At 66.8% G+C, this 19,496-nt stretch carries 14 protein-coding genes; all 14 read left to right on the forward strand.

Going from position 1 to position 19,496, the window contains the following annotated elements:
* The first annotated feature begins 33 nt into the window (after positions 1–33).
* Positions 34–1,098: a pilus assembly protein PilM gene (locus tag FSV73_RS10730; RefSeq protein ID WP_145007567.1), complete on the forward strand. Its 1,065-nt coding sequence runs from the start codon at positions 34–36 to the stop codon at positions 1,096–1,098.
* Positions 1,099–1,686: a PilN domain-containing protein gene (locus tag FSV73_RS10735; RefSeq protein ID WP_145007569.1), complete on the forward strand. Its 588-nt coding sequence runs from the start codon at positions 1,099–1,101 to the stop codon at positions 1,684–1,686.
* Positions 1,683–2,336, forward strand: a complete 654-nt coding sequence (gene pilO, locus FSV73_RS10740) for a type 4a pilus biogenesis protein PilO (protein WP_145007571.1) — start codon at positions 1,683–1,685, stop codon at positions 2,334–2,336. Before FSV73_RS10735 ends, pilO begins: the two co-directional genes overlap by 4 nt.
* Positions 2,333–2,851 carry a pilus assembly protein PilP gene (locus FSV73_RS10745; protein WP_145007574.1) on the forward strand — a complete coding sequence of 173 codons (519 nt, stop codon included), beginning with the start codon at positions 2,333–2,335 and terminating at the stop codon, positions 2,849–2,851. The genes pilO and FSV73_RS10745 overlap by 4 nt, the downstream gene beginning before the upstream one ends.
* Entirely contained in the window at positions 2,851–5,094 is a 2,244-nt protein-coding gene (gene pilQ / locus FSV73_RS10750) for a type IV pilus secretin PilQ (protein ID WP_145007576.1), read from the forward strand. Before FSV73_RS10745 ends, pilQ begins: the two co-directional genes overlap by 1 nt.
* 5 nt (positions 5,095–5,099) lie before the next feature.
* Complete coding sequence (aroK, locus tag FSV73_RS10755; RefSeq protein ID WP_145007578.1) at positions 5,100–5,618, forward strand: shikimate kinase AroK; 519 nt, start codon at positions 5,100–5,102, stop codon at positions 5,616–5,618.
* A gap of 52 nt (positions 5,619–5,670) precedes the next feature.
* Positions 5,671–6,765 (forward strand): 3-dehydroquinate synthase, encoded by a 1,095-nt coding sequence (aroB, locus tag FSV73_RS10760; protein WP_145007581.1) that lies wholly within the window; start codon positions 5,671–5,673, stop codon positions 6,763–6,765.
* Positions 6,766–6,783: 18 nt separating this feature from the next.
* Positions 6,784–8,388 carry an AAA family ATPase gene (locus FSV73_RS10765; RefSeq protein ID WP_145007583.1) on the forward strand — a complete coding sequence of 535 codons (1,605 nt, stop codon included), beginning with the start codon at positions 6,784–6,786 and terminating at the stop codon, positions 8,386–8,388.
* A 216-nt stretch (positions 8,389–8,604) separates the two neighbouring features.
* On the forward strand, positions 8,605–13,053 hold the full coding sequence (gene gltB, locus FSV73_RS10770) for a glutamate synthase large subunit (protein ID WP_145007585.1): 4,449 nt from the start codon (positions 8,605–8,607) through the stop codon (positions 13,051–13,053).
* Between the two features lie 89 nt (positions 13,054–13,142).
* Positions 13,143–14,561 carry an FAD-dependent oxidoreductase gene (locus FSV73_RS10775; protein ID WP_145007587.1) on the forward strand — a complete coding sequence of 473 codons (1,419 nt, stop codon included), beginning with the start codon at positions 13,143–13,145 and terminating at the stop codon, positions 14,559–14,561.
* Between the two features lie 413 nt (positions 14,562–14,974).
* Complete coding sequence (gene cynS, locus FSV73_RS10780; protein WP_145007589.1) at positions 14,975–15,415, forward strand: cyanase; 441 nt, start codon at positions 14,975–14,977, stop codon at positions 15,413–15,415.
* Between the two features lie 96 nt (positions 15,416–15,511).
* Positions 15,512–16,579 carry a uroporphyrinogen decarboxylase gene (gene hemE / locus FSV73_RS10785; RefSeq protein ID WP_145007591.1) on the forward strand — a complete coding sequence of 356 codons (1,068 nt, stop codon included), beginning with the start codon at positions 15,512–15,514 and terminating at the stop codon, positions 16,577–16,579.
* Positions 16,580–16,672: 93 nt separating this feature from the next.
* Positions 16,673–17,686 carry an Ldh family oxidoreductase gene (locus tag FSV73_RS10790; RefSeq protein ID WP_145007593.1) on the forward strand — a complete coding sequence of 338 codons (1,014 nt, stop codon included), beginning with the start codon at positions 16,673–16,675 and terminating at the stop codon, positions 17,684–17,686.
* A gap of 111 nt (positions 17,687–17,797) precedes the next feature.
* Positions 17,798–19,321, forward strand: coding sequence for an MFS transporter (locus FSV73_RS10795; protein ID WP_145007594.1), 1,524 nt, complete (start codon positions 17,798–17,800; stop codon positions 19,319–19,321).
* Positions 19,322–19,496 lie beyond the last annotated feature (175 nt).

Here is a 19,496-nt window from a genome sequence, read left to right on the forward strand (position 1 = left end):
GCGGAATACCACCGTCGCTCATAGGGAACTGATGTGCTAGGGCTATTCAGAAAGAAGGCGAATACGCTGCTGGGTATCGACGTCAGTTCGACATCCGTGAAACTCATCGAGTTGAGCCGTGCAGGCGGTCGCTATCGGGTGGAAGCCTATGCGGTCGAACCCCTGCCGGCCAATGCCGTGGTCGAGAAGAACATCGCCGAGCTCGAGGGCGTCGGCCTGGCCATCGGCCGCGTGCTGGTCAAGGCGCGGACCTCCGCGCGCAGCGCCGCCGTGGCCGTCTCCGGCTCGGCGGTGATCGCCAAGACCATCGAGATGGATGCCGGCCTGTCCGACGACGAGCTGGAAAACCAGATCAAGCTGGAAGCCGACCAGTACATTCCCTATCCCCTAGACGAGGTCGCCATCGACTTCGAGGTGCAGGGGCCGTCGCCCCGCAACGCCGAGCGCGTCGAGGTGCTGCTGGCCGCCTGCCGGAAGGAAAACGTCGAGGTCCGCGAGGCGGCGCTGGCGCTGGCCGGCGTCTCGGCCAAGGTGGTCGACGTCGAGGCCTATGCGCTGGAGCGCGCCTACCAGTTGCTGGCCAACCAGCTGGGCGGGCACGTCGACGACCTGACCGTGGCGGTGGTCGACATCGGCGCCACCATGACCACCCTGAGCGTGCTGCACAACGGCAAGACCATCTATACCCGCGAGCAGCTGTTCGGCGGCCGCCAGCTCACCGAGGAGATCCAGCGCCGCTATGGCCTGTCGGTGGAGGAGGCGGGGCTGGCCAAGAAGCAGGGCGGACTGCCGGACGACTACCAGAGCGAGGTCCTGACGCCGTTCCGCGAGGCGGTGGTGCAGCAGGTGGCCCGCTCGCTGCAGTTCTTTTTCGCCGCCGGGCAATACAATGATGTGGACTACATTTTGCTTGCCGGAGGAACAGCGTCAATTTCCGGACTCGACCGTTTGATCCAGCAGAAAATCGGCACCCCGACCGTCCTGGCCAATCCCTTCGCCGACATGACCGTCAGCAACAAGGTCAACGCGGCAGCCCTGGCGGGGGACGCTCCGGCACTGATGATCGCCTGCGGCCTGGCCATGAGGAGTTTCGAATAGATGGCCCGCATCAACCTCTTGCCCTGGCGGGAACAGCTGCGCGAAGAAAGGCGCAAGCAGTTCCTGGTCATCCTGGGCGGCATCTTCGTGCTCTCGTGCGGCGCCGTGTTCCTCGGCGACCAGTACCTGTCCGGCGAGATCGCCCGCCAGGAGGCGCGCAACGCCTTCATCCAGCAGAACATCGCCCAGCTGGACGTGCGCATCAAGGAAATCAGCGAACTCAAGACCCGCCGCCAGCAGCTGCTGGCGCGGATGAAGATCATCCAGGACCTGCAGGGCAATCGGCCGGTGATCGGCCATGTCTTCGACCAACTGGTGCGGACCCTGCCGGACGGGGTGTATTTCCGTGAGCTGAAGATGCAGGGCGATACCCTGTCGATCAGTGGCGAGGCGGAATCCAACAACCGGGTCTCCAACCTGATGCGCAACCTGGACGCCTCGGACTGGTTCGCCTCGCCGACGCTGATCGAGGTGAAGGCGACCACCGCCGGGGCGGTGGACCAGGCCAATACCTTCCAGCTCACCGTCAAGCAGACCCAGCCCGGCGCCCCGGCGCCGGCCCCGCTCGCCCAGGGAGTCAAACCATGAGTCTCGCCGATTCCCTGGCCAGCCTGCGCAAGATCGACATCAACGAACTCAATCTGGAGAACCTGGGCTCCTGGCCCAAGCCGGTCAAGGTCATCGCCTGCCTGCTGATCGTGCTGGTGGTGCTGCTGCTCGGCTACCAGTTCCACCTCAGCGACATGCAGGCGCAGCTGGACAACCAGCGCACCCAGGAAGAGACGCTCAAGCAGCAATACGCCAGCAAGGCCTTCCAGGCCGCCAACCTGGATGCCTACAAGCAGCAGATGGTGGAGATGGAAGAATCCTTCGGCGCGCTGCTGCGGCAGCTGCCGGGCGACACCGAGGTGCCGGCGCTGCTCGAGGACATCACCCGCACGGGCCTGGGCAGTGGCCTGGAGTTCGAGCAGATCAAGCTCCTCCCCGAGGTCACCCAGCAGTTCTATGTCGAGTTGCCGATCCAGATCACCGTGGTGGGCAGCTATCATGACCTGGCGACCTTCGTCAGCAGCGTCTCCAGCCTGCCGCGCATCGTCACCCTGCACGACTTCGACCTCAAGCCGGTGGACGACAAGAACGCCAACGGCAACGGCTCGGTGTCCGGCACCGGTGGCAAGCTGCGCATGAACGTGCTGGCCAAGACCTATCGCTACAACGACAAGGGGCTCGGCAAATGAGAACGCCCCTGTTGCTTTGCCTCCTGACCAGCGTGCTGGTCGGCTGCGGTTCCAGCGATACCAGCGATCTGCAGGCCTTCATGGACGAAACCCGCGCCAAGCCGCGGGGCTCCATCGAGCCGCTGCCGCAATTTCGCGCCTACGAGCCCTTCACCTACGCCGCGGCCGCCCTGCGCAGCCCCTTCCAGGCGCCGATCCGCATCGATCCCACGGTACGCCAGCGCGGCACCGGCAACATCAAGCCGGACGCGAATCGGCCCAAGCAGTTCCTCGAGGGCTTCAACATCGAGACCTTCAGCATGGTCGGCATCCTGGCCAACGCCAGTGGCCGCTATGCCCTGGTCAACGGGGCCGGCGGGGTGCATCGCGTCAAGGTAGGGGACTACCTGGGGCGTAACGACGGGCGCATCACCAAGATTACCGACGGCGAGATCGACGTGATCGAAATCGTCCCGGATGGCGAGGGTGGCTGGCTGGAACGGCCGCGCACCATCACCTTGAAGGAAAAGACTTAATGGGCAGGGCGAGTACAGTGAAGACGAAAAGCGCAAGACGGTGGGGACTGGGCTTGGCCTTGCTGCTGGGCGGCCTGGCTGGCCAGGCCCTGGCGGCCGATCTGCAGGCCTTGAACGTCGCCTCCCTGCCCGGGGATCGCATCGAGCTCAAGCTGACCTTCGATCAGCCGGTACCCGTGCCCAAGGGCTACACCATCGAGCAGCCGGCGCGGATCGCCCTGGACCTGCCCGGGGTGGCCAACAAGCTGGGCACCAAGAGCCGCGACCTGGGCAATGGCAATGCGCGCAGCGTGACGGTGGTCGAAGCCGGTAACCGGACCCGGCTGATCATCAACCTGACCAACCTGGCCAGCTACGATACCCGTGCCGACGGCCGCAACCTCTTCGTCACCATCGGCGGCACCGCGGGTCGCCAGACGGTCAGCGCCCAGGCCAACCTGACGCCGAACCTGCCCCGCGCGGCGGCGCCGGCCACCGTGACCGCACCCGCGGCCGCGCCCCTGCCCGCCACCCGCGGCGCCCTGCCGCCGACTCCGGCCGCCTCGACCGTGGCCGCCATGACCGCGCCGCGCCCGGCACTGCGCGGCAAGGCGATCCGCCATATCGATTTCCAGCGCGGCCCCCAGGGTGAGGGGAACGTGGTCATCGACCTGAGCGAGACCGGCATCAATCCGGACATCCAGGAGCAGGGCGGCAAGATCCGCCTGACCTTCGCCGGCACGCAGCTGCCCGAAGAGCTGCGCGTGCGCCTGGACGTCAAGGACTTCGCCACCCCGGTGCAGTTCGTCAATGCCTCGGCCGACAACGGCGCCGCCTCCATCGTCATCGAGCCGACCGGCACCTACGACTACCTGGCCTACCAGACCAACAATCGCCTGACCCTGAGCGTCAAGCCGCTGACCACCGAGGAGAAGGAAAAGCGCGCAGCGGATCGCTTCACCTATACCGGTGAGAAGCTGTCGCTGAACTTCCAGGACATCGACGTGCGCTCGGTGCTGCAGCTGATCGCCGACTTCACCAACCTCAACCTGGTGGCGAGCGACACCGTGCAGGGCAACATCACCCTGCGCCTGCAGAACGTGCCCTGGGACCAGGCGCTGGACCTGATCCTCAAGACCAAGGGTCTGGACAAGCGCCAGATCGGAAACGTGCTGCTGGTGGCCCCGGCCGACGAGATCGCCGCCCGCGAGCGCCAGGAACTGGAGTCGCAGAAGCAGATCCAGCAACTGGCGCCGCTGCGCCGCGACCTGATCCAGGTCAACTACGCCAAGGCCGCCGACATCGCCAAGCTGTTCCAGTCGGTGACCAGTGCCGACAAGACCGCCGACGAGCGCGGCTCCATCTCGGTGGACGAGCGCACCAACAGCATCATCGCCTACCAGACCCAGAATCGCCTGGACGAGCTGCGCCGCATCGTCTCCCAGCTGGACATCCCGGTCCGCCAGGTGATGATCGAGGCGCGCCTGGTGGAAGCCAACGTCGACTACAGCAAGCAGTTGGGCGTGCGCTGGGGCGGTAACAGCAGCCACGGCAATTTCTCGGTCTATGGCAAGGATGGCGCGACGACCGTGGACAGCACCACCGGCCAGGTCTACCTGCCGGGGACCAGCACGGTCGGCAGCTTCACCTCCACCAGCGGCGTGGCGCCCACACCCTTCGTCGACATGGGCGTGTCCGGCAGCACCTCGGGCATCGGCATCGGCTTCATGGCCGGCGGCCAGATGCTTGACCTGCAGCTGTCCGCCCTGCAGTCCAGCGGCAATGGCGAGATCATCTCCCAGCCCAAGGTGGTGACCTCGGACAAGGAGACCGCCAAGATTCTGCGCGGTACCGAGATTCCCTACCAGGAGGCCAGCTCCAGCGGTGCCACCAGCACCAGCTTCAAGCAGGCCGCGCTGTCCCTGGAAGTGACGCCGCAGATCACCCCGGACAACCGCATCATCATGGAGGTCAAGGTCAACAAGGATGCGCCGGACTACCAGAACGCCCTCAACGGCGTGCCGCCGATCAGCAAGAACGAGGTCAATGCCAAGGTGCTGGTGAGCGATGGCGAGACCATCGTGCTCGGCGGGGTGTTCTCCAACACCCAGACCAAGTCCACCACCAAGGTGCCGATGCTGGGCGACATCCCCTATGTCGGCCGCCTGTTCCGCCGGGATGCGGTCACCGACAGCAAAGTCGAGCTGCTGATCTTCCTCACCCCGCGTATCATGAACAACCAGGCGATAGCGGTCGGTCGATGACATAAGTGCGTAATCTGTTTCTCGTGGGACCGATGGGCTCGGGCAAGAGCACCATCGGTCGGCTCCTGGCGAAGGAGCTGCGGTTGCCGTTCAAGGATTCCGACAAGGTGATCGAAGAGCGCACCGGTGCCGACATTCCCTGGATCTTCGACGTGGAAGGCGAGCAGGGCTTTCGCGAGCGTGAGCGCGCCGCGATCGCCGAGCTGTGCGCGGAAAACGGCCTGGTCATGGCGACCGGCGGCGGCGCCGTGCTGCGTGAGGATAATCGCCAGGCGCTCAAGCGCGGCGGCCGGGTCATCTACCTGCATGCCTCCATCGAGCAGCAGATCGAGCGGACTGCCCGGGATCGCAATCGGCCGCTGTTGCAGACCGCCGATCCCGCGGCGGTGCTGCGCAACCTCATGGCCATGCGCGATCCGCTCTATCGCCAGATCGCCGACATCATCATCGAGACCGACGAGCGACCGCCGCGGCTGGTGGTGCTGCAGATACTCGACCGTCTGAAAGCCCTGGCGCCGCATTAAAGCCGCGCGCGTTCTGCGCTATGCTAGGCGCCCTTTGAATCTTGGTGACGGCATGCGGACTCTTCACGTCGAGCTCGGTGAGCGCAGCTACCCGATCTACATCGGCCAGGGCCTTCTGGATCGGCCGGAATGCTTCCTGCCCCACCTCGCCGGGCGCAAGGTGGCCATCGTCACCAACGACACCATCGCGCCACTCTATCTGGAGCGGCTGCGGCGCACCCTGGGCGATCGCCAGGTCAGCGCCATCGTGCTGCCCGACGGCGAGGCGCACAAGAACTGGGAAACCCTGCAGCTGATCTTCGATGGCCTGCTGCAGGATCGCCATGACCGCAAGACCACCCTGATCGCCCTGGGGGGCGGGGTGGTCGGCGACATGGGTGGTTTCGCCGCGGCCTGCTATCAGCGCGGGGTGGATTTCATCCAGGTGCCCACCACCTTGCTCTCCCAGGTGGACTCCTCGGTCGGCGGCAAGACCGGCATCAACCACCCGCTGGGCAAGAACATGGTCGGTGCCTTCTACCAGCCCAAGGCGGTGGTCATCGACACCGACAGCCTGGCCACCCTGCCGGCGCGGGAGCTGTCGGCCGGCCTGGCGGAGGTCATCAAGTACGGCCTGATCTGCGACGAGCCCTTCCTCGGCTGGCTCGAAGAGCATGTCGAGGCGCTGCTGGCCCTCGATCAGGCGGCGCTCACCCAGGCCATCGAGCGCTCCTGCGCGGCCAAGGCCCAGGTCGTCGGCAGCGACGAGCGCGAGTCGGGGTTGCGCGCCATCCTCAACCTGGGCCATACCTTCGGCCATGCCATCGAGACCCACCAGGGCTATGGCGTCTGGCTGCACGGCGAGGCGGTCTCCGCCGGGATGGTGATGGCCCTGCAGATGTCCCTGCTGCTGGGCTGGTTGAGCGCGGCCCAGCGCGACCGCGCCATCCGCCTGCTGCTGAGGGCCAAGCTGCCCGTGGTACCGCCGGCCGACATGCGGCCCGCCGATTTCGAACGCCTCATGGCGGTGGACAAGAAGGTCCTGGACGGACAACTCCGGCTGGTGCTGCTCAGTGACCTGGGCCAGGCCGTGGTGACCGCCGACTTCGCCCGCGACATCCTCGAGCAGACGCTGCGTACCGATTACCGCGTTCTGACCGCCCAGTAAGGAGAGCAAGAGAGTCCCATGTCCAATCTGCACGCCGACGAAGCCTTTCTCGGTCACTACCAGTTCACCCACGACCCGTTCGCCGCACGCGTTCCCGGTTTCAAGTTCTTCCCGGCGCAGCGCAAGCCGGTGCTGGGCCAGTTGCATCACCTGGCCCGCTACAGCCAGCTGCTGCTGGTGGTCAGCGGCCCCGAGGGCAGTGGCAAGACGCTGCTGCGCCAGGCCCTGGCGGCCAGCACCAAGAAGGAAGCCGTGCACTGCGTGGTGATTTCCGCGCAGAACGGCGGCGACGCCCGCACCGTGCTGGCCCAGGTCGCCAAGGGCGTGGGCGCCGATAGCCAGACCCCGGCCGCCATTCTCGAGCAGGCCGCGGAAGTGCGCCTGGCCGGGCAGGAGGTCTACATCCTGGTCGATGACGCCGAGGCGCTGGCGACGCCCGCCCTGGAAGCCCTGCTGGAACTGGCCGGCGGCGCCGAGAAGGAGCGTCTGCACGTGTTCCTGTTCGGCGAAGCCGAGGTGGTGATGCGCCTGGAGGACATCGCCCAGGGTGAAGAGCGCTACCACGCCATCGAATTGCTGCCCTACAGCGAAAGCGAGGCCGAAGAGTACCTGGCCCAGCGCCTGGAAGGTGCCGGCCAGGGGCTGGAGATATTCACCGACGAGCAGCTGGCGACCATTCACGAGCGCTCCGGCGGCTGGCCCGGCCGGCTCAACGAAGAGGCGCGGGACATCCTGGTGGCGGGCATGAGCGCCCGCCGCAAGAAGGCGGCGGCGCCGGCCAAGGCCTCGCGCAATCTGCTCGCCGCCCTGCCGCGCAAGCACCTGATCATTCTCGGGGTGGTGGTGCTGGCGGTCGGCGCCGCGGCGCTGTCGCTCAAGGGCGGCAAGAGCGAGGCGCCGGCGACCACGGCGAGTGGACAGGACCTGCCCCTGGGTGGCCAGGCCACGGCTTCCAGCGGCAAGGATGCTCAAGGTGCGCCCATCCAGTTCGACGGCTCGTCCAAGCCGCTGCCGCTGCCCCTGGTAGGCGAGTCGCAACCGGTCATCCGCGAGCCGCTGGCGGAAGCCGCCGGTGGGCGCCAGGCCGGTACCGCGGCCGGCAACGACCAGGGCGCGGGAGGTGTGCCGCCGACCGTGAGCACCGAGGCGCCGCCGCTGGACGACGAGGACGAACTGCCCAGCCGGACGCCGGCCCGTACCCCGGCGCCCAGCGCCCCGGCGGTCGCGGCACCTGCGCCCCGGCATACGGCCCCCGCGGCGACTCCGACGCCGGCACCGGCCAAGCCCGCTCCGGCTCCCGCTGCGCCCGCGACGCATTCCGCGGGTGCGGCCGCCGGCTGGTACGGCAGTCAGTCCGGTAGCAAGTACGCCCTGCAGGTCGTCGGCACCAGTACCGAGAAGGCGGCGCAGGACTTCATCGCCGCCCAGGCCGACAGTGGCAGCTTCCATTACTTCAAGAAGAGCTACCAGGGCAAGGCGCTCTATGTGGTGACCTACGGCAACTTCGCCAATCGCGCGGCGGCCGAAGCGGCGGCCAAGCAGTTGCCGGCCAAGGTACAGGCCAGCAAGCCCTGGCCGCGGACCTTCGCCAGTATCCAGCAGGACATCGCCACCAGTCGCTGATTGTTGCTTGGCAGGAAAAGAAAGCCCCGGCGCTATCACGAGAGTGACGCCGGGGCTTTCTGTTTTGCGTCATGCAATTTTCATCAGGTGTCATCGGTATTTGTCGAAGGCGATTTTTTCGATACACTGGTCAGCCTTTGACTGTCCGAAAAAAGTTCAAACAAACGGACCGTTTTGTGATGCCTTCGCAACAACCTGATTGCCGGTGAGAGCGCTATGAAAGCAGGCCTGTTCAATCCCGATAGCTTCAAGGACAACTGCGGCTTCGGCCTGATCGCCCATATGCAGGGCGAGCCCAGCCATGACCTGCTGGAAACGGCCATCGAAGCCCTGACCTGCATGACCCACCGGGGCGGTATCAACGCCGACGGCAAGACCGGCGACGGTTGCGGTCTGCTCATGCAGAAGCCGGACGCCTTCCTGCGCGCCATCGCCCAGGAGCAGTTCGGTGCCGAGTTGCCCGAGCAGTACGCCGCCGGCGTGGTGTTCTTCAACCAGGACGAGGCCCGTGCCGAACAGGCCCGCGCCAACATGAACCTGGAGATCGAGGCCGCCGGCCTGACCCTGGTCGGCTGGCGCAAGGTGCCCATCGACACCTCGGTGCTGGGCGAACTGGCGCTGGCACGCCTGCCGCGCATCGAGCAGGTGTTCGTCGCCGGCCCGGGTCTCGACGATCAGCAGTTCGGGGTCAAGCTGTTCTCCGCCCGCCGCCGTTCCTCGGTGCGCAATGCCGAGGACGCCGAGCACTACATCTGCAGCCTGTCGTCGCGGGTCATCGTCTATAAAGGTCTGATGATGCCGGCGGACCTCGCCGCCTTCTATCCGGACCTCGGCGATCCGCGTCTGGCCACCGCCATCTGCGTGTTCCATCAGCGCTTCTCCACCAACACCCTGCCGAAGTGGCCGCTGGCGCAGCCCTTCCGCTATCTCGCCCACAACGGCGAGATCAACACCATCACCGGCAACCGCAACTGGGCCCAGGCGCGGCGGACCAAGTTCGTCAACGAACTGATCCCGGACCTCGACCAGCTCGGTCCGCTGGTCAACCGCGTCGGTTCCGATTCCTCCAGCATGGACAACATGCTGGAACTGCTGGTGACCGGTGGCATGGACCTGTTCCGCGCCGTGCGCATGATCATTCCGCCGGCCTGGCAGAACGTCGAGACCATGGACGCCGATCTGCGCGCCTTCTATGAATTCAACTCCATGCACATGGAGCCCTGGGACGGTCCGGCCGGCGTGGTGCTGACCGAAGGTCGCTACGCCGTCTGCCTGCTCGACCGCAACGGCCTGCGCCCGGCGCGCTGGGTGACCACCAAGAACGGCTACATCACCCTGGCCTCGGAAGTCGGCGTCTGGAACTACCAGCCCGACGACGTCATCGCCAAGGGCCGGGTCGGCCCGGGGCAGATCCTCGCGGTGGACACCGAGACCGGCGAGGTGCTGCAGACCGACGACATTGACAACCGCCTCAAGGCGCGCCACCCCTACAAGCAATGGCTGCGCAAGAACGCCATGCGTATCCAGGCGACCCTGGACGACAACGATCACGGCTCGGCCTTCTACGACCAGGATCAGCTGCGCCAGTACATGAAGATGTTCCAGGTCACCTTCGAGGAGCGTGACCAGGTGCTGCGCCCGCTGGGCGAGCAGGGCCAGGAAGCCGTGGGCTCCATGGGCGACGACACCCCGATGGCGGTGCTGTCGCGGCGTATCCGTTCGCCCTACGACTATTTCCGCCAGCAATTCGCCCAGGTCACCAACCCGCCGATCGACCCGCTGCGCGAGTCCATCGTCATGTCCCTGGAGACCTGCCTGGGCGCCGAGCGCAACGTCTTCGAGGAGACCGCCGAGCACGCCGATCGCGCCATCCTGAGCAGCCCGGTGGTCTCGCCGGCCAAGTGGCGGACCATCCTCAACATGCCCAAGCCCGGCTTCGAGCATGTCAAGATCGACCTCAACTACCCCGAGTCCATGGGGCTCGAGGCGGCGCTGCGCAACATCGTCGAGCAGGCCGAGGAGGCCGTGCGCGCCGGCAAGGTGCTGCTGGTACTGACCGACCGCCACATCGAGCCGGGCAAGCTGCCGGTACACGCGGTGCTGGCCACCGGCGCCGTGCATCACCACCTGGTCAACCTGGGCCTGCGCACCAGCAGCAACATCCTGGTGGAGACCGCCACCGCCCGCGACCCGCACCACTTCGCCGTGCTGCTGGGCTTCGGTGCCACCGCGGTCTATCCGTTCCTGGCCTACGAGGTGCTGGGCGACCTGATCCGCACCGGAGAGGTGCTGGGCGATCTCTACGAGGTGTTCAAGTACTACCGCAAGGGCATCACCAAGGGCCTGCTCAAGGTGATCTCCAAGATGGGCATCTCCACCGTCGCCTCCTACCGCGGCGCCCAGCTGTTCGAGGCCGTGGGCCTGGCGGACGAGGTCACCGACCTCTGCTTCCCCGGCGTCACCAGCCGCATCAAGGGCGCGCGCTTCGTCGACCTGGAGGCCGAGCAGAAGCTGCTGGCCGGCGAGGCCTGGAACAACCGCAAGCCGATCCAGCCGGGCGGCCTGCTCAAGTTCGTCTACGGCGGCGAGTACCACGCCTACAACCCGGACGTGGTCAACCTGCTGCAGGCGGCCGTGCAACAGGGCGACTACGCCAAGTTCCGCGAATACACCGCGCTGGTGGACCAGCGCCCGGTGGCCATGATCCGCGACCTGCTCAAGGTCAAGACCAGCGACCAGCCCCTGGCGCTGGAAGAGGTCGAGCCGCTGGCCAACATCTTCACCCGCTTCGATGCCGCCGGTATCTCCTTGGGCGCCCTGTCGCCGGAAGCCCACGAGGCCCTGGCCGAGGCCATGAACCGCCTGGGCGGTCGTTCCAACTCCGGTGAGGGCGGCGAAGACCCGGCGCGCTACGGCACCATCAAGAGCTCCAAGATCAAGCAGGTGGCCACCGGGCGTTTCGGCGTCACCCCCGAGTACCTGGTCAATGCCGAGGTGCTGCAGATCAAGGTGGCCCAGGGCGCCAAGCCCGGCGAGGGCGGCCAGCTGCCCGGCGGCAAGGTCAACGGCCTGATCGCCAAGCTGCGCTACGCGGTACCCGGCGTGACCCTGATCTCGCCGCCGCCGCACCACGACATCTACTCCATCGAGGACCTGTCGCAGCTGATCTTCGACCTCAAGCAGGTCAACCCCCAGGCGCTGGTGTCGGTCAAGCTGGTGTCCGAGCCCGGCGTGGGCACCGTGGCCGCCGGTGTGGCCAAGGCCTATGCCGACCTCATCACCATCTCCGGCTACGACGGTGGTACCGGCGCCTCGCCAGTCACCTCCATCAAGTACGCCGGTTCGCCCTGGGAGCTGGGCCTGGCCGAGGCGCACCAGACCCTGCGCGGCAACGACCTGCGCGGCAAGGTGCGGGTGCAGACCGACGGTGGCCTGAAGACCGGCCTGGACGTGATCAAGGCGGCCATCCTCGGCGCCGAGAGCTTCGGCTTCGGCACCGCGCCGATGATCGCCCTGGGCTGCAAGTACCTGCGCATCTGCCACCTGAACAACTGCGCCACCGGCGTGGCCACCCAGAACGACCGGCTGCGTAAGGAACACTTCATCGGCACGGTGGAGATGGTGATGAATTTCTTCACCTTCATCGCCGAGGAAACCCGCGAGTGGCTGGCCAAGCTGGGCGTGCGCAGCCTGGGCGAGCTGATCGGCCGTACCGATCTGCTGGAGATCCTGCCGGGCGAGACCGCCAAGCAGCAGCACCTGGACCTGACCCCGCTACTGGGCAGCGACCATATTCCGGCCGAGAAGCCGCAGTTCTGCCAGGTGGAGAAGAACCCACCGTTCGACCAAGGCTTGCTGGCCGAGGAAATGGTGCGCATGGCGCTGCCGGGCATCGAGCAGCTCGAAGGCGGTGAGTTCAGCCTGAGCATCGGCAACTGCGACCGTTCCATCGGTGCCCGCGTCTCCGGCGAAATCGCCCGGCGCCACGGCAACCAGGGCATGGTCAAGGCGCCGGTGACCTTCCGCTTCAAGGGCACCGCCGGGCAGAGCTTTGGCGTGTGGAATGCTGGCGGTCTGCATCTGTATCTGGAAGGCGACGCCAACGACTACGTGGGCAAGGGCATGACCGGCGGCAAGCTGGTGATCACCCCGCCCCAGGGCGCGGGCTTCAAGAGCCAGGAGTCGGCGATCATCGGCAACACCTGCCTCTATGGCGCCACCGGTGGCAAGCTGTTCGCCGCCGGCACCGCCGGTGAGCGTTTCGGGGTGCGCAACTCCGGGGCCCACACCGTGGTGGAAGGCACCGGCGACCACTGCTGCGAGTACATGACCGGCGGCTTCGTCTGCGTCCTGGGCAAGACCGGCTACAACTTCGGCTCGGGCATGACCGGCGGCTTCGCCTATGTGCTGGACCTGGACAACGGCTTCTACGACCGGGTCAACCACGAACTGGTGGAGATCCAGCGCATCAACAGCGAGGCCATGGAGGCCTACCGTAGCCACCTGGAAGGGGTGCTGGCCGAATACGTGCGCGAGACCGGCAGTGCCTGGGGCAGCCATCTCCATGAGAACCTGGACGACTACCTGCGCAAGTTCTGGCTGGTGAAGCCCAAGGCCGCGAGCCTGGCCTCGCTGCTGGTCAGCACCCGCGCCCGTCCGGAATAACGACTTCGATGCCGGCTCCCAGGGGGCCGGTTTCACCGTGCTAGCTCGTGGCGCCCAGCTGAAGGGGCGTCGCTTCAAGAGGTTTGGAAATGGCTGAACGTCTGAACAACGACTTCCAGTTCATCGAGGTCGGTCGCAAGGATCCGAAGAAGAAGCTGCTGCGCCAGCGCAAGAAGGAATTCGTCGAGATCCACGATCCCTTCAAGCCGCAGCAGGCCGCCGAACAGGCACACCGCTGCCTGGGCTGTGGCAACCCCTATTGCGAATGGAAGTGCCCGGTGCACAACTTCATTCCCAACTGGCTCAAGCTGGTGTCCGAGGGCAACATCCTGGCGGCGGCGGAATTGTCGCACCAGACCAATACCCTGCCCGAGGTCTGTGGCCGGGTCTGCCCGCAGGATCGGCTCTGCGAGGGTGCCTGCACCCTCAACGACGGCTTCGGCGCGGTGACCATCGGCTCGGTGGAGAAGTACATCACCGACACCGCTTTCGCCATGGGCTGGCGCCCGGACATGTCCAAGGTCAAGCCCACCGGCAAGCGCGTCGCCGTGATCGGCGCCGGTCCGGCCGGCCTGGGTTGTGCCGACATCCTGGTGCGCAACGGCGTGACCCCGGTGGTGTTCGACAAGCACCCCGAGATCGGTGGCCTGCTGACCTTCGGCATCCCCGAGTTCAAGCTGGAAAAGACCGTGCTCAGCCGCCGTCGCGAGGTCTTCGGCGGGATGGGTGTGGAATTCCGCCTCAACACCGAGGTGGGCAAGGACGTGACCATGGATCAGCTGCTCGAGGAATTCGATGCGGTCTTCCTCGGCATGGGCACCTACACCTACATGAAGGGCGGCTTCCCCGGCGAAGACCTGCCCGGCGTGCACGACGCCCTGGACTTCCTGGTGGCCAACGTCAACCGCAACCTGGGCTTCGAGAAGGATGCGGCCGACTTCGTCGACATGAAGGGCAAGCGGGTGGTGGTCCTGGGAGGTGGTGACACCGCCATGGACTGCAACCGCACCTCGATCCGCCAGGGCGCCAAGAGCGTCACCTGCGCCTACCGCCGCGACGCCGCCAACATGCCGGGCTCGCGCAAGGAAGTGAAGAACGCCAAGGAAGAGGGCGTGAAGTTCCTCTTCAACCGCCAGCCCATCGCCATCATCGGCGAAGACAAGGTGGAAGGCGTCAAGGTGGTGGAAACCCGCCTCGGCGAGCCCGATGCCCGCGGCCGCCGCAGCCCCGAGCCGATTCCCGGTTCCGAGGAGATCCTGCCGGCCGAGGCGGTGGTCATCGCCTTCGGATTCCGCCCGAGTCCGGCACCCTGGTTCGAGCAGTTCGGCATCGACCTCGACAGCCAGGGCCGCGTGGTGGCGCCCGGGATGAACGAGTTCAAGCACCAGACCAGCAATCCGAAGATCTTCGCCGGTGGCGACATGGTGCGCGGTTCCGACCTGGTGGTGACCGCCATCTTCGAAGGCCGCAACGCCGCCGAGGGCATCCTCGACTACCTGGGCGTCTAAACCGCCCTGGACGGAAAAGGCTGACCGGCACCGAGCCGGTCGGCCTTTTTTGTGGCTGTCAGATCATCGCGGCCATGGGCCGCTCCTACGGGGAACGATGCCGCTGTAGGAGTGGTCGCTACGGCGCATCGGCATGGCCTCGATCAGCTCGTTGGGCGGCCGCATCGGTAGACCGTCGTGGCCGCAACGCCGCCGAGGGCATCCTCGACTACCTGGGCGTCTAAGCCGCTCCGGATGGAGGAAAGCCGACCGGCGCCAAGCCGGTCGGCTTTTTTCTTGGGCGTCGTTCAGCGGCGAGGCTGCTTTCTGGTGCAGTCTCGGGTGCCGCCAGCCCCCGGACAGCCCGTCCGCGCGCCAGGCGGCCCTGGCACAAGGCCTGCAGAGATCTCGGTTCTCTCCTGCGAGGTACTGCCATGAACAAGCCCGAAATGACCTCCGCCATCCTGGCCGCCAAGCAGCGTCTCGGCCTGAGCTGGGTCGCGATCGCCGCCAGCCTGGAAATGTCGCCGGTCTGGACCACCTCCGCCTGCCTGGGCATGAACAGCATGCCGCCGGCGGTGGCGGAGCGCCTGTGCCAGGTGCTGGAGTTGCCGGAGGAAGTGTCCCTGGCCCTGCAAGCCTTCCCGCACAAGCACTGGGACAAGGCCGTGCCGACCGATCCGCTGATCTATCGCTTCTACGAGATGATCAACGTCTACGGCGATACCATCAAAGCCCTGATCCATGAGGAATTCGGCGACGGCATCATGAGCGCCATCGACTTCAGCATGGATATCTCGCGAGTGGCCGATCCCAAGGGGGATCGGGTGCAGATCGTCCTCAACGGCAAGTTCCTGCCCTACAAGAGCTGGTGAGCCGATCGCCGCGATAGACAAAAGGCACGCCCTGGCGCCGTGCCTTTTGCCAGCCGCTTTGCGACAATGCCGGCACTTTTGCTGCCGGATGTCGCCATGACCGCCCTGAAGAACGACCGTTTCCTGCGTGCCCTGCTCAAGCAGCCGGTGGACGTCACCCCGGTGTGGATGATGCGCCAGGCCGGGCGTTACCTGCCCGAGTACCGCGCCAGCCGGGCCCGCGCCGGTGACTTCATGAGCCTGTGCAAGAACCCGCAGTTCGCCTGCGAGGTGACCCTGCAGCCGCTGGAACGCTATCCGCTGGATGCGGCCATCCTCTTTTCCGACATCCTCACCATCCCCGATGCCATGGGCCAGGGCCTGTACTTCGAGACCGGCGAGGGGCCGCGCTTTCGCAAGGTGATCGATACCCCGGCGGACATCGAGGCCCTGCCGATCCCCGATGCCGAGAGCGACCTGGGCTACGTCATGGACGCCGTGCGCACCATCCGCACCGCGCTGGATGGGCGGGTGCCGCTGATCGGCTTTTCCGGCAGTCCCTGGACCCTGGCGACCTACATGATCGAGGGCGGCTCCAGCAAGGACTTCCGCAAGGCCAAGGCCATGCTCTACGACACCCCCGAGGCCCTGCACCTGCTGTTGGACAAGCTGGCCCAGGCGGTCACCGCCTACCTCAACGGCCAGATCCGCGCCGGCGCCCAGGCGGTGCAGATCTTCGATACCTGGGGCGGCAACCTCTCGGCGGCGGCCTACCAGGAATTCTCCCTGGCCTATATGCGCAAGATCGTCGCCGGGCTGATCCGCGAGCACGAGGGGCGCCGGGTACCGGTGATCCTCTTCACCAAGAACGGCGGCCTCTGGCTGGAAAGCCTGGCCGACAGCGGCGCCGAGGCCCTGGGACTGGACTGGACCTGCGACATCGGCGAGGCGCGCCGGCGGGTAGGTGGCCAGGTCGCGCTGCAGGGCAACATGGACCCCAGCGTGCTCTACGCCAAGCCGGCGGCCATCCGTGCCGAGGTGGGGCGCATCCTGGAGAGCTATGGCCAGGGCAGCGGCCATGTCTTCAACCTCGGCCACGGCATCACCCCCGAGGTGGATCCGGCCCATGCCGGTGCCTTCATCGAGGCCGTGCACGAGTTGTCCGGGCGCTACCACCAGGGCTGACTGTGCCGGGATCGGCCTGGCCGCTCCCAAGTCGAGCGAGCGGCGGGCGCCCGCTTGCGGCATAGTCGGGGTTTCCCCCGATGGAGCGCCGCCATGGCCCAGATGACCCCGCAAGACCTGCAGCACCTGGCCGAGGAGGTGCTCGCGGCCCATGGCTTCAGCCCCGCGCAGGGGGCGGCCATCGCCGCGGTGATGGTGGCCGGGCAGCAGGATGACTGCGCCTCCCATGGCATCTATCGGCTCCTGGGCATCATCAAGACGCTCAAGGCCGGCAAGGTGGTGGCGGATGCCGAGCCCAGGGTCGAGGACCTGGCCCCGGCCATCGTCCGGGTCGATGCGGGCGGCGGCTTCTCGCCGCTGGCCTTCGCGACCGGTCTGCCGCTGCTCGAGACCAAGGCCCGTGCCTGCGGCCTGGCGGCCCTGGCGATCAACCGTTGCGTGCACTTCTCGGCGCTCTGGGTGGAGATGGAAGCCCTCACCGCCCGGGGCCTGGTGGCCCTGGCCTGCAATCCGACCCAGGCCTATGTCGCCCCGGCCGGCGGCCGGCGCCCGCTGTTCGGCACCAATCCCATCGCCTTCGGCTGGCCCCGTCCGGAGGGTCCGCCCTTCGTCTTCGACTTCGCCACCAGTGCCGTGGCCCGCGGCGAGATCGAGCTGCATCGCCGGGCCGGCCAAGCCTTGCCCGAGGGCTGGGGCGTGGACGCCGACGGGGCGCCCAGCCGCGACGCCGGTACCGTACTGGAGGAGGGCGCCATGCTCACCTTCGGTGGCCACAAGGGTTCCGCCCTGGCGGCCATGATCGAGCTGCTGGCCGGGCCGCTGATCGGCGATCTCACCAGTCCGGAATCGTCGGCCTTCGACGCCGGGGCGGGTGGCTTGCCCTATCACGGTGAACTCATCCTCGCCTTCGATCCCCAGCGCTTCCTCGGTGCGGCGGTGGCCGACTATCAGGCGCGTGCCGAGCAGCTGTTCGCCGGTATCGAGGCCCAGGGCGCACGGCTGCCGTCGCAGCGGCGCTATGGGGCCCGGCAGCGCAATACCGCGCGGGGCTGGCTGGAGGTGCCGGACGAGCTGCTGGCCGACGTCCGGGCACTGCTGCCGGGCTGATCGGGGAGGCGATCCGCATCACCTGGCGGCGACTGCGACATCGTGGTCGCTGAACCCCACTCCGGACGCAGGGTCCACGGCTGGCCCCCTTAGTGCCAGCCTTGGGTCTTCATGTACGCCGACGACACCGATCGCCCCCACCACCGCGGCCTCCTGCTGCTGAGCATCACCCTCATGGTGCTGGTGTATTTTCTCGACAACCTGTCCATCGCCCTGGCCAATCGTTACGTCTATGGCGGCCTGGGCATCGACCAGCGCAGCTATAGCCTGGCTACCGCCTGCTACAGCGCCGCGGTCATCCTCAGCAGCGCACCGCACCAGTGGTTCGCCCAGCGCCTGGGCTATCGCAACCTGATCTTCGCCGCCGTCGGCATCCACCTCGTCGGCCAGGGGTGCTGCCTGCTGGCCACCGACCTGCCGACCTTCATCGCCGGGCGCGTCCTGATGGGCGCCGGCGCCGCCACCTTCTTCGCCGGGGCGCGGGTGCTGGTGCAGATGTACTTCTCCGGGCCCCAGTTGCCGACCGGCATCCGCGCCTTCGCCTCCGGCGTGCCCCTGGGCGGGGCCCTGGCTTCCTTCACCACCGCGGAGCTGCTGGAAGGGCATCAATGGCGCGCCATCTTCCTGGTGCCGGCCCTGGCGTGCCTGCTGGTGGCGATCTGCGTCTGGCTGTCGCTGCCGCGGCGCTCCCATCCGCTGCAGAATTCCGGCGCGCCTTCGCTCCTTTCCATGGTGCTGCTCGCCGCCGGCAGCCTGCTGCTGACCACCACCACCCAGCGGCTGGCCTTCGACTTCTTCAGCGATGGCCTGTGGCTGGCGCTGGAGCTGCTGCTGGGGGCGGCCATCCTCGGGCTGTACGTCTACTACGAGCGGGGCCTGGCGCGGCCGACGCTGGACTTCAAGCATGCCATCACCCCCGGCTTTCTCGCCGGCATGCTGTTCATGATGCTCAACTACTTCCTGCTCGGCGCCTACAACTTCATCATCCCCCAGTACGTGGTCAACGGCCTGCAACTGCCGGTGTACACCGCCGGGGGCGTCATGGCGCTGGGCTGGTTGTGCGGCCTGGTGCCGCTGCTGATGATCACCTCGGTCTGGCTGCGCGACCGCTTTCCCTGGGGCGGCTTCCGCAAGTACCTGGTCGCCGGCTATCTGCTGCTGGCCGGCTATGGCTTCTGGATGGTGCGCCAGCACGCCGACGTCCCCCTCTACCAGCAACTGGTCCCGGGGCTGATGATGCACGGCACCTACCTGATCGGCACCTTCGCGGTGATCATCATGTACACCTTCATGCGCGTCGAACCGGCCTACTTCAGCCAGGCCTACCAGATCAAGAACATGACCCAGCAGCTGGTCATGCCGATGGGCATCGTGCTGTCCAACGTCTTCCTGCAATGGCGCGATGCCTTCCATACCACGGTGCTCAGCGCCGCGGTCACCCCCTATGCCCGGACCTACCAGGCCTATGGCGAGCGCTACCGGCAGGCCACCGGCGCCGACAGTGCCCTCGCCCAGATCTCCAGCCTGGTCACCCGCCAGAGCCAGGTGCTGGGCTATCTCGACTATTTCTGGCTGGTCGGCTGGGTCGGCCTGGCGCTGGCCGCCTACATGGCCGTGCAGCGGCATTTCCGCTAGGGCGGCGCGATTGCCCATCCTTAAGCCGACGTTCAGCTAGCCACCACCATAATGCCGGCTTTTGCAGGCGGCAGCGGCCGCCTGGAGACGGCGTCGGTCGGCCGCGCCCCGGTCGGTCCGGAGCTTGCATTGCTGGGCTGTCGGGCTTTGTGGAACAATGCGGGCAACGACATTT

The organism is Pseudomonas oryzihabitans, from assembly GCF_007665395.1.
GTDB classification, from domain to species: Bacteria; Pseudomonadota; Gammaproteobacteria; order Pseudomonadales; family Pseudomonadaceae; genus Chryseomonas; species Chryseomonas psychrotolerans_C.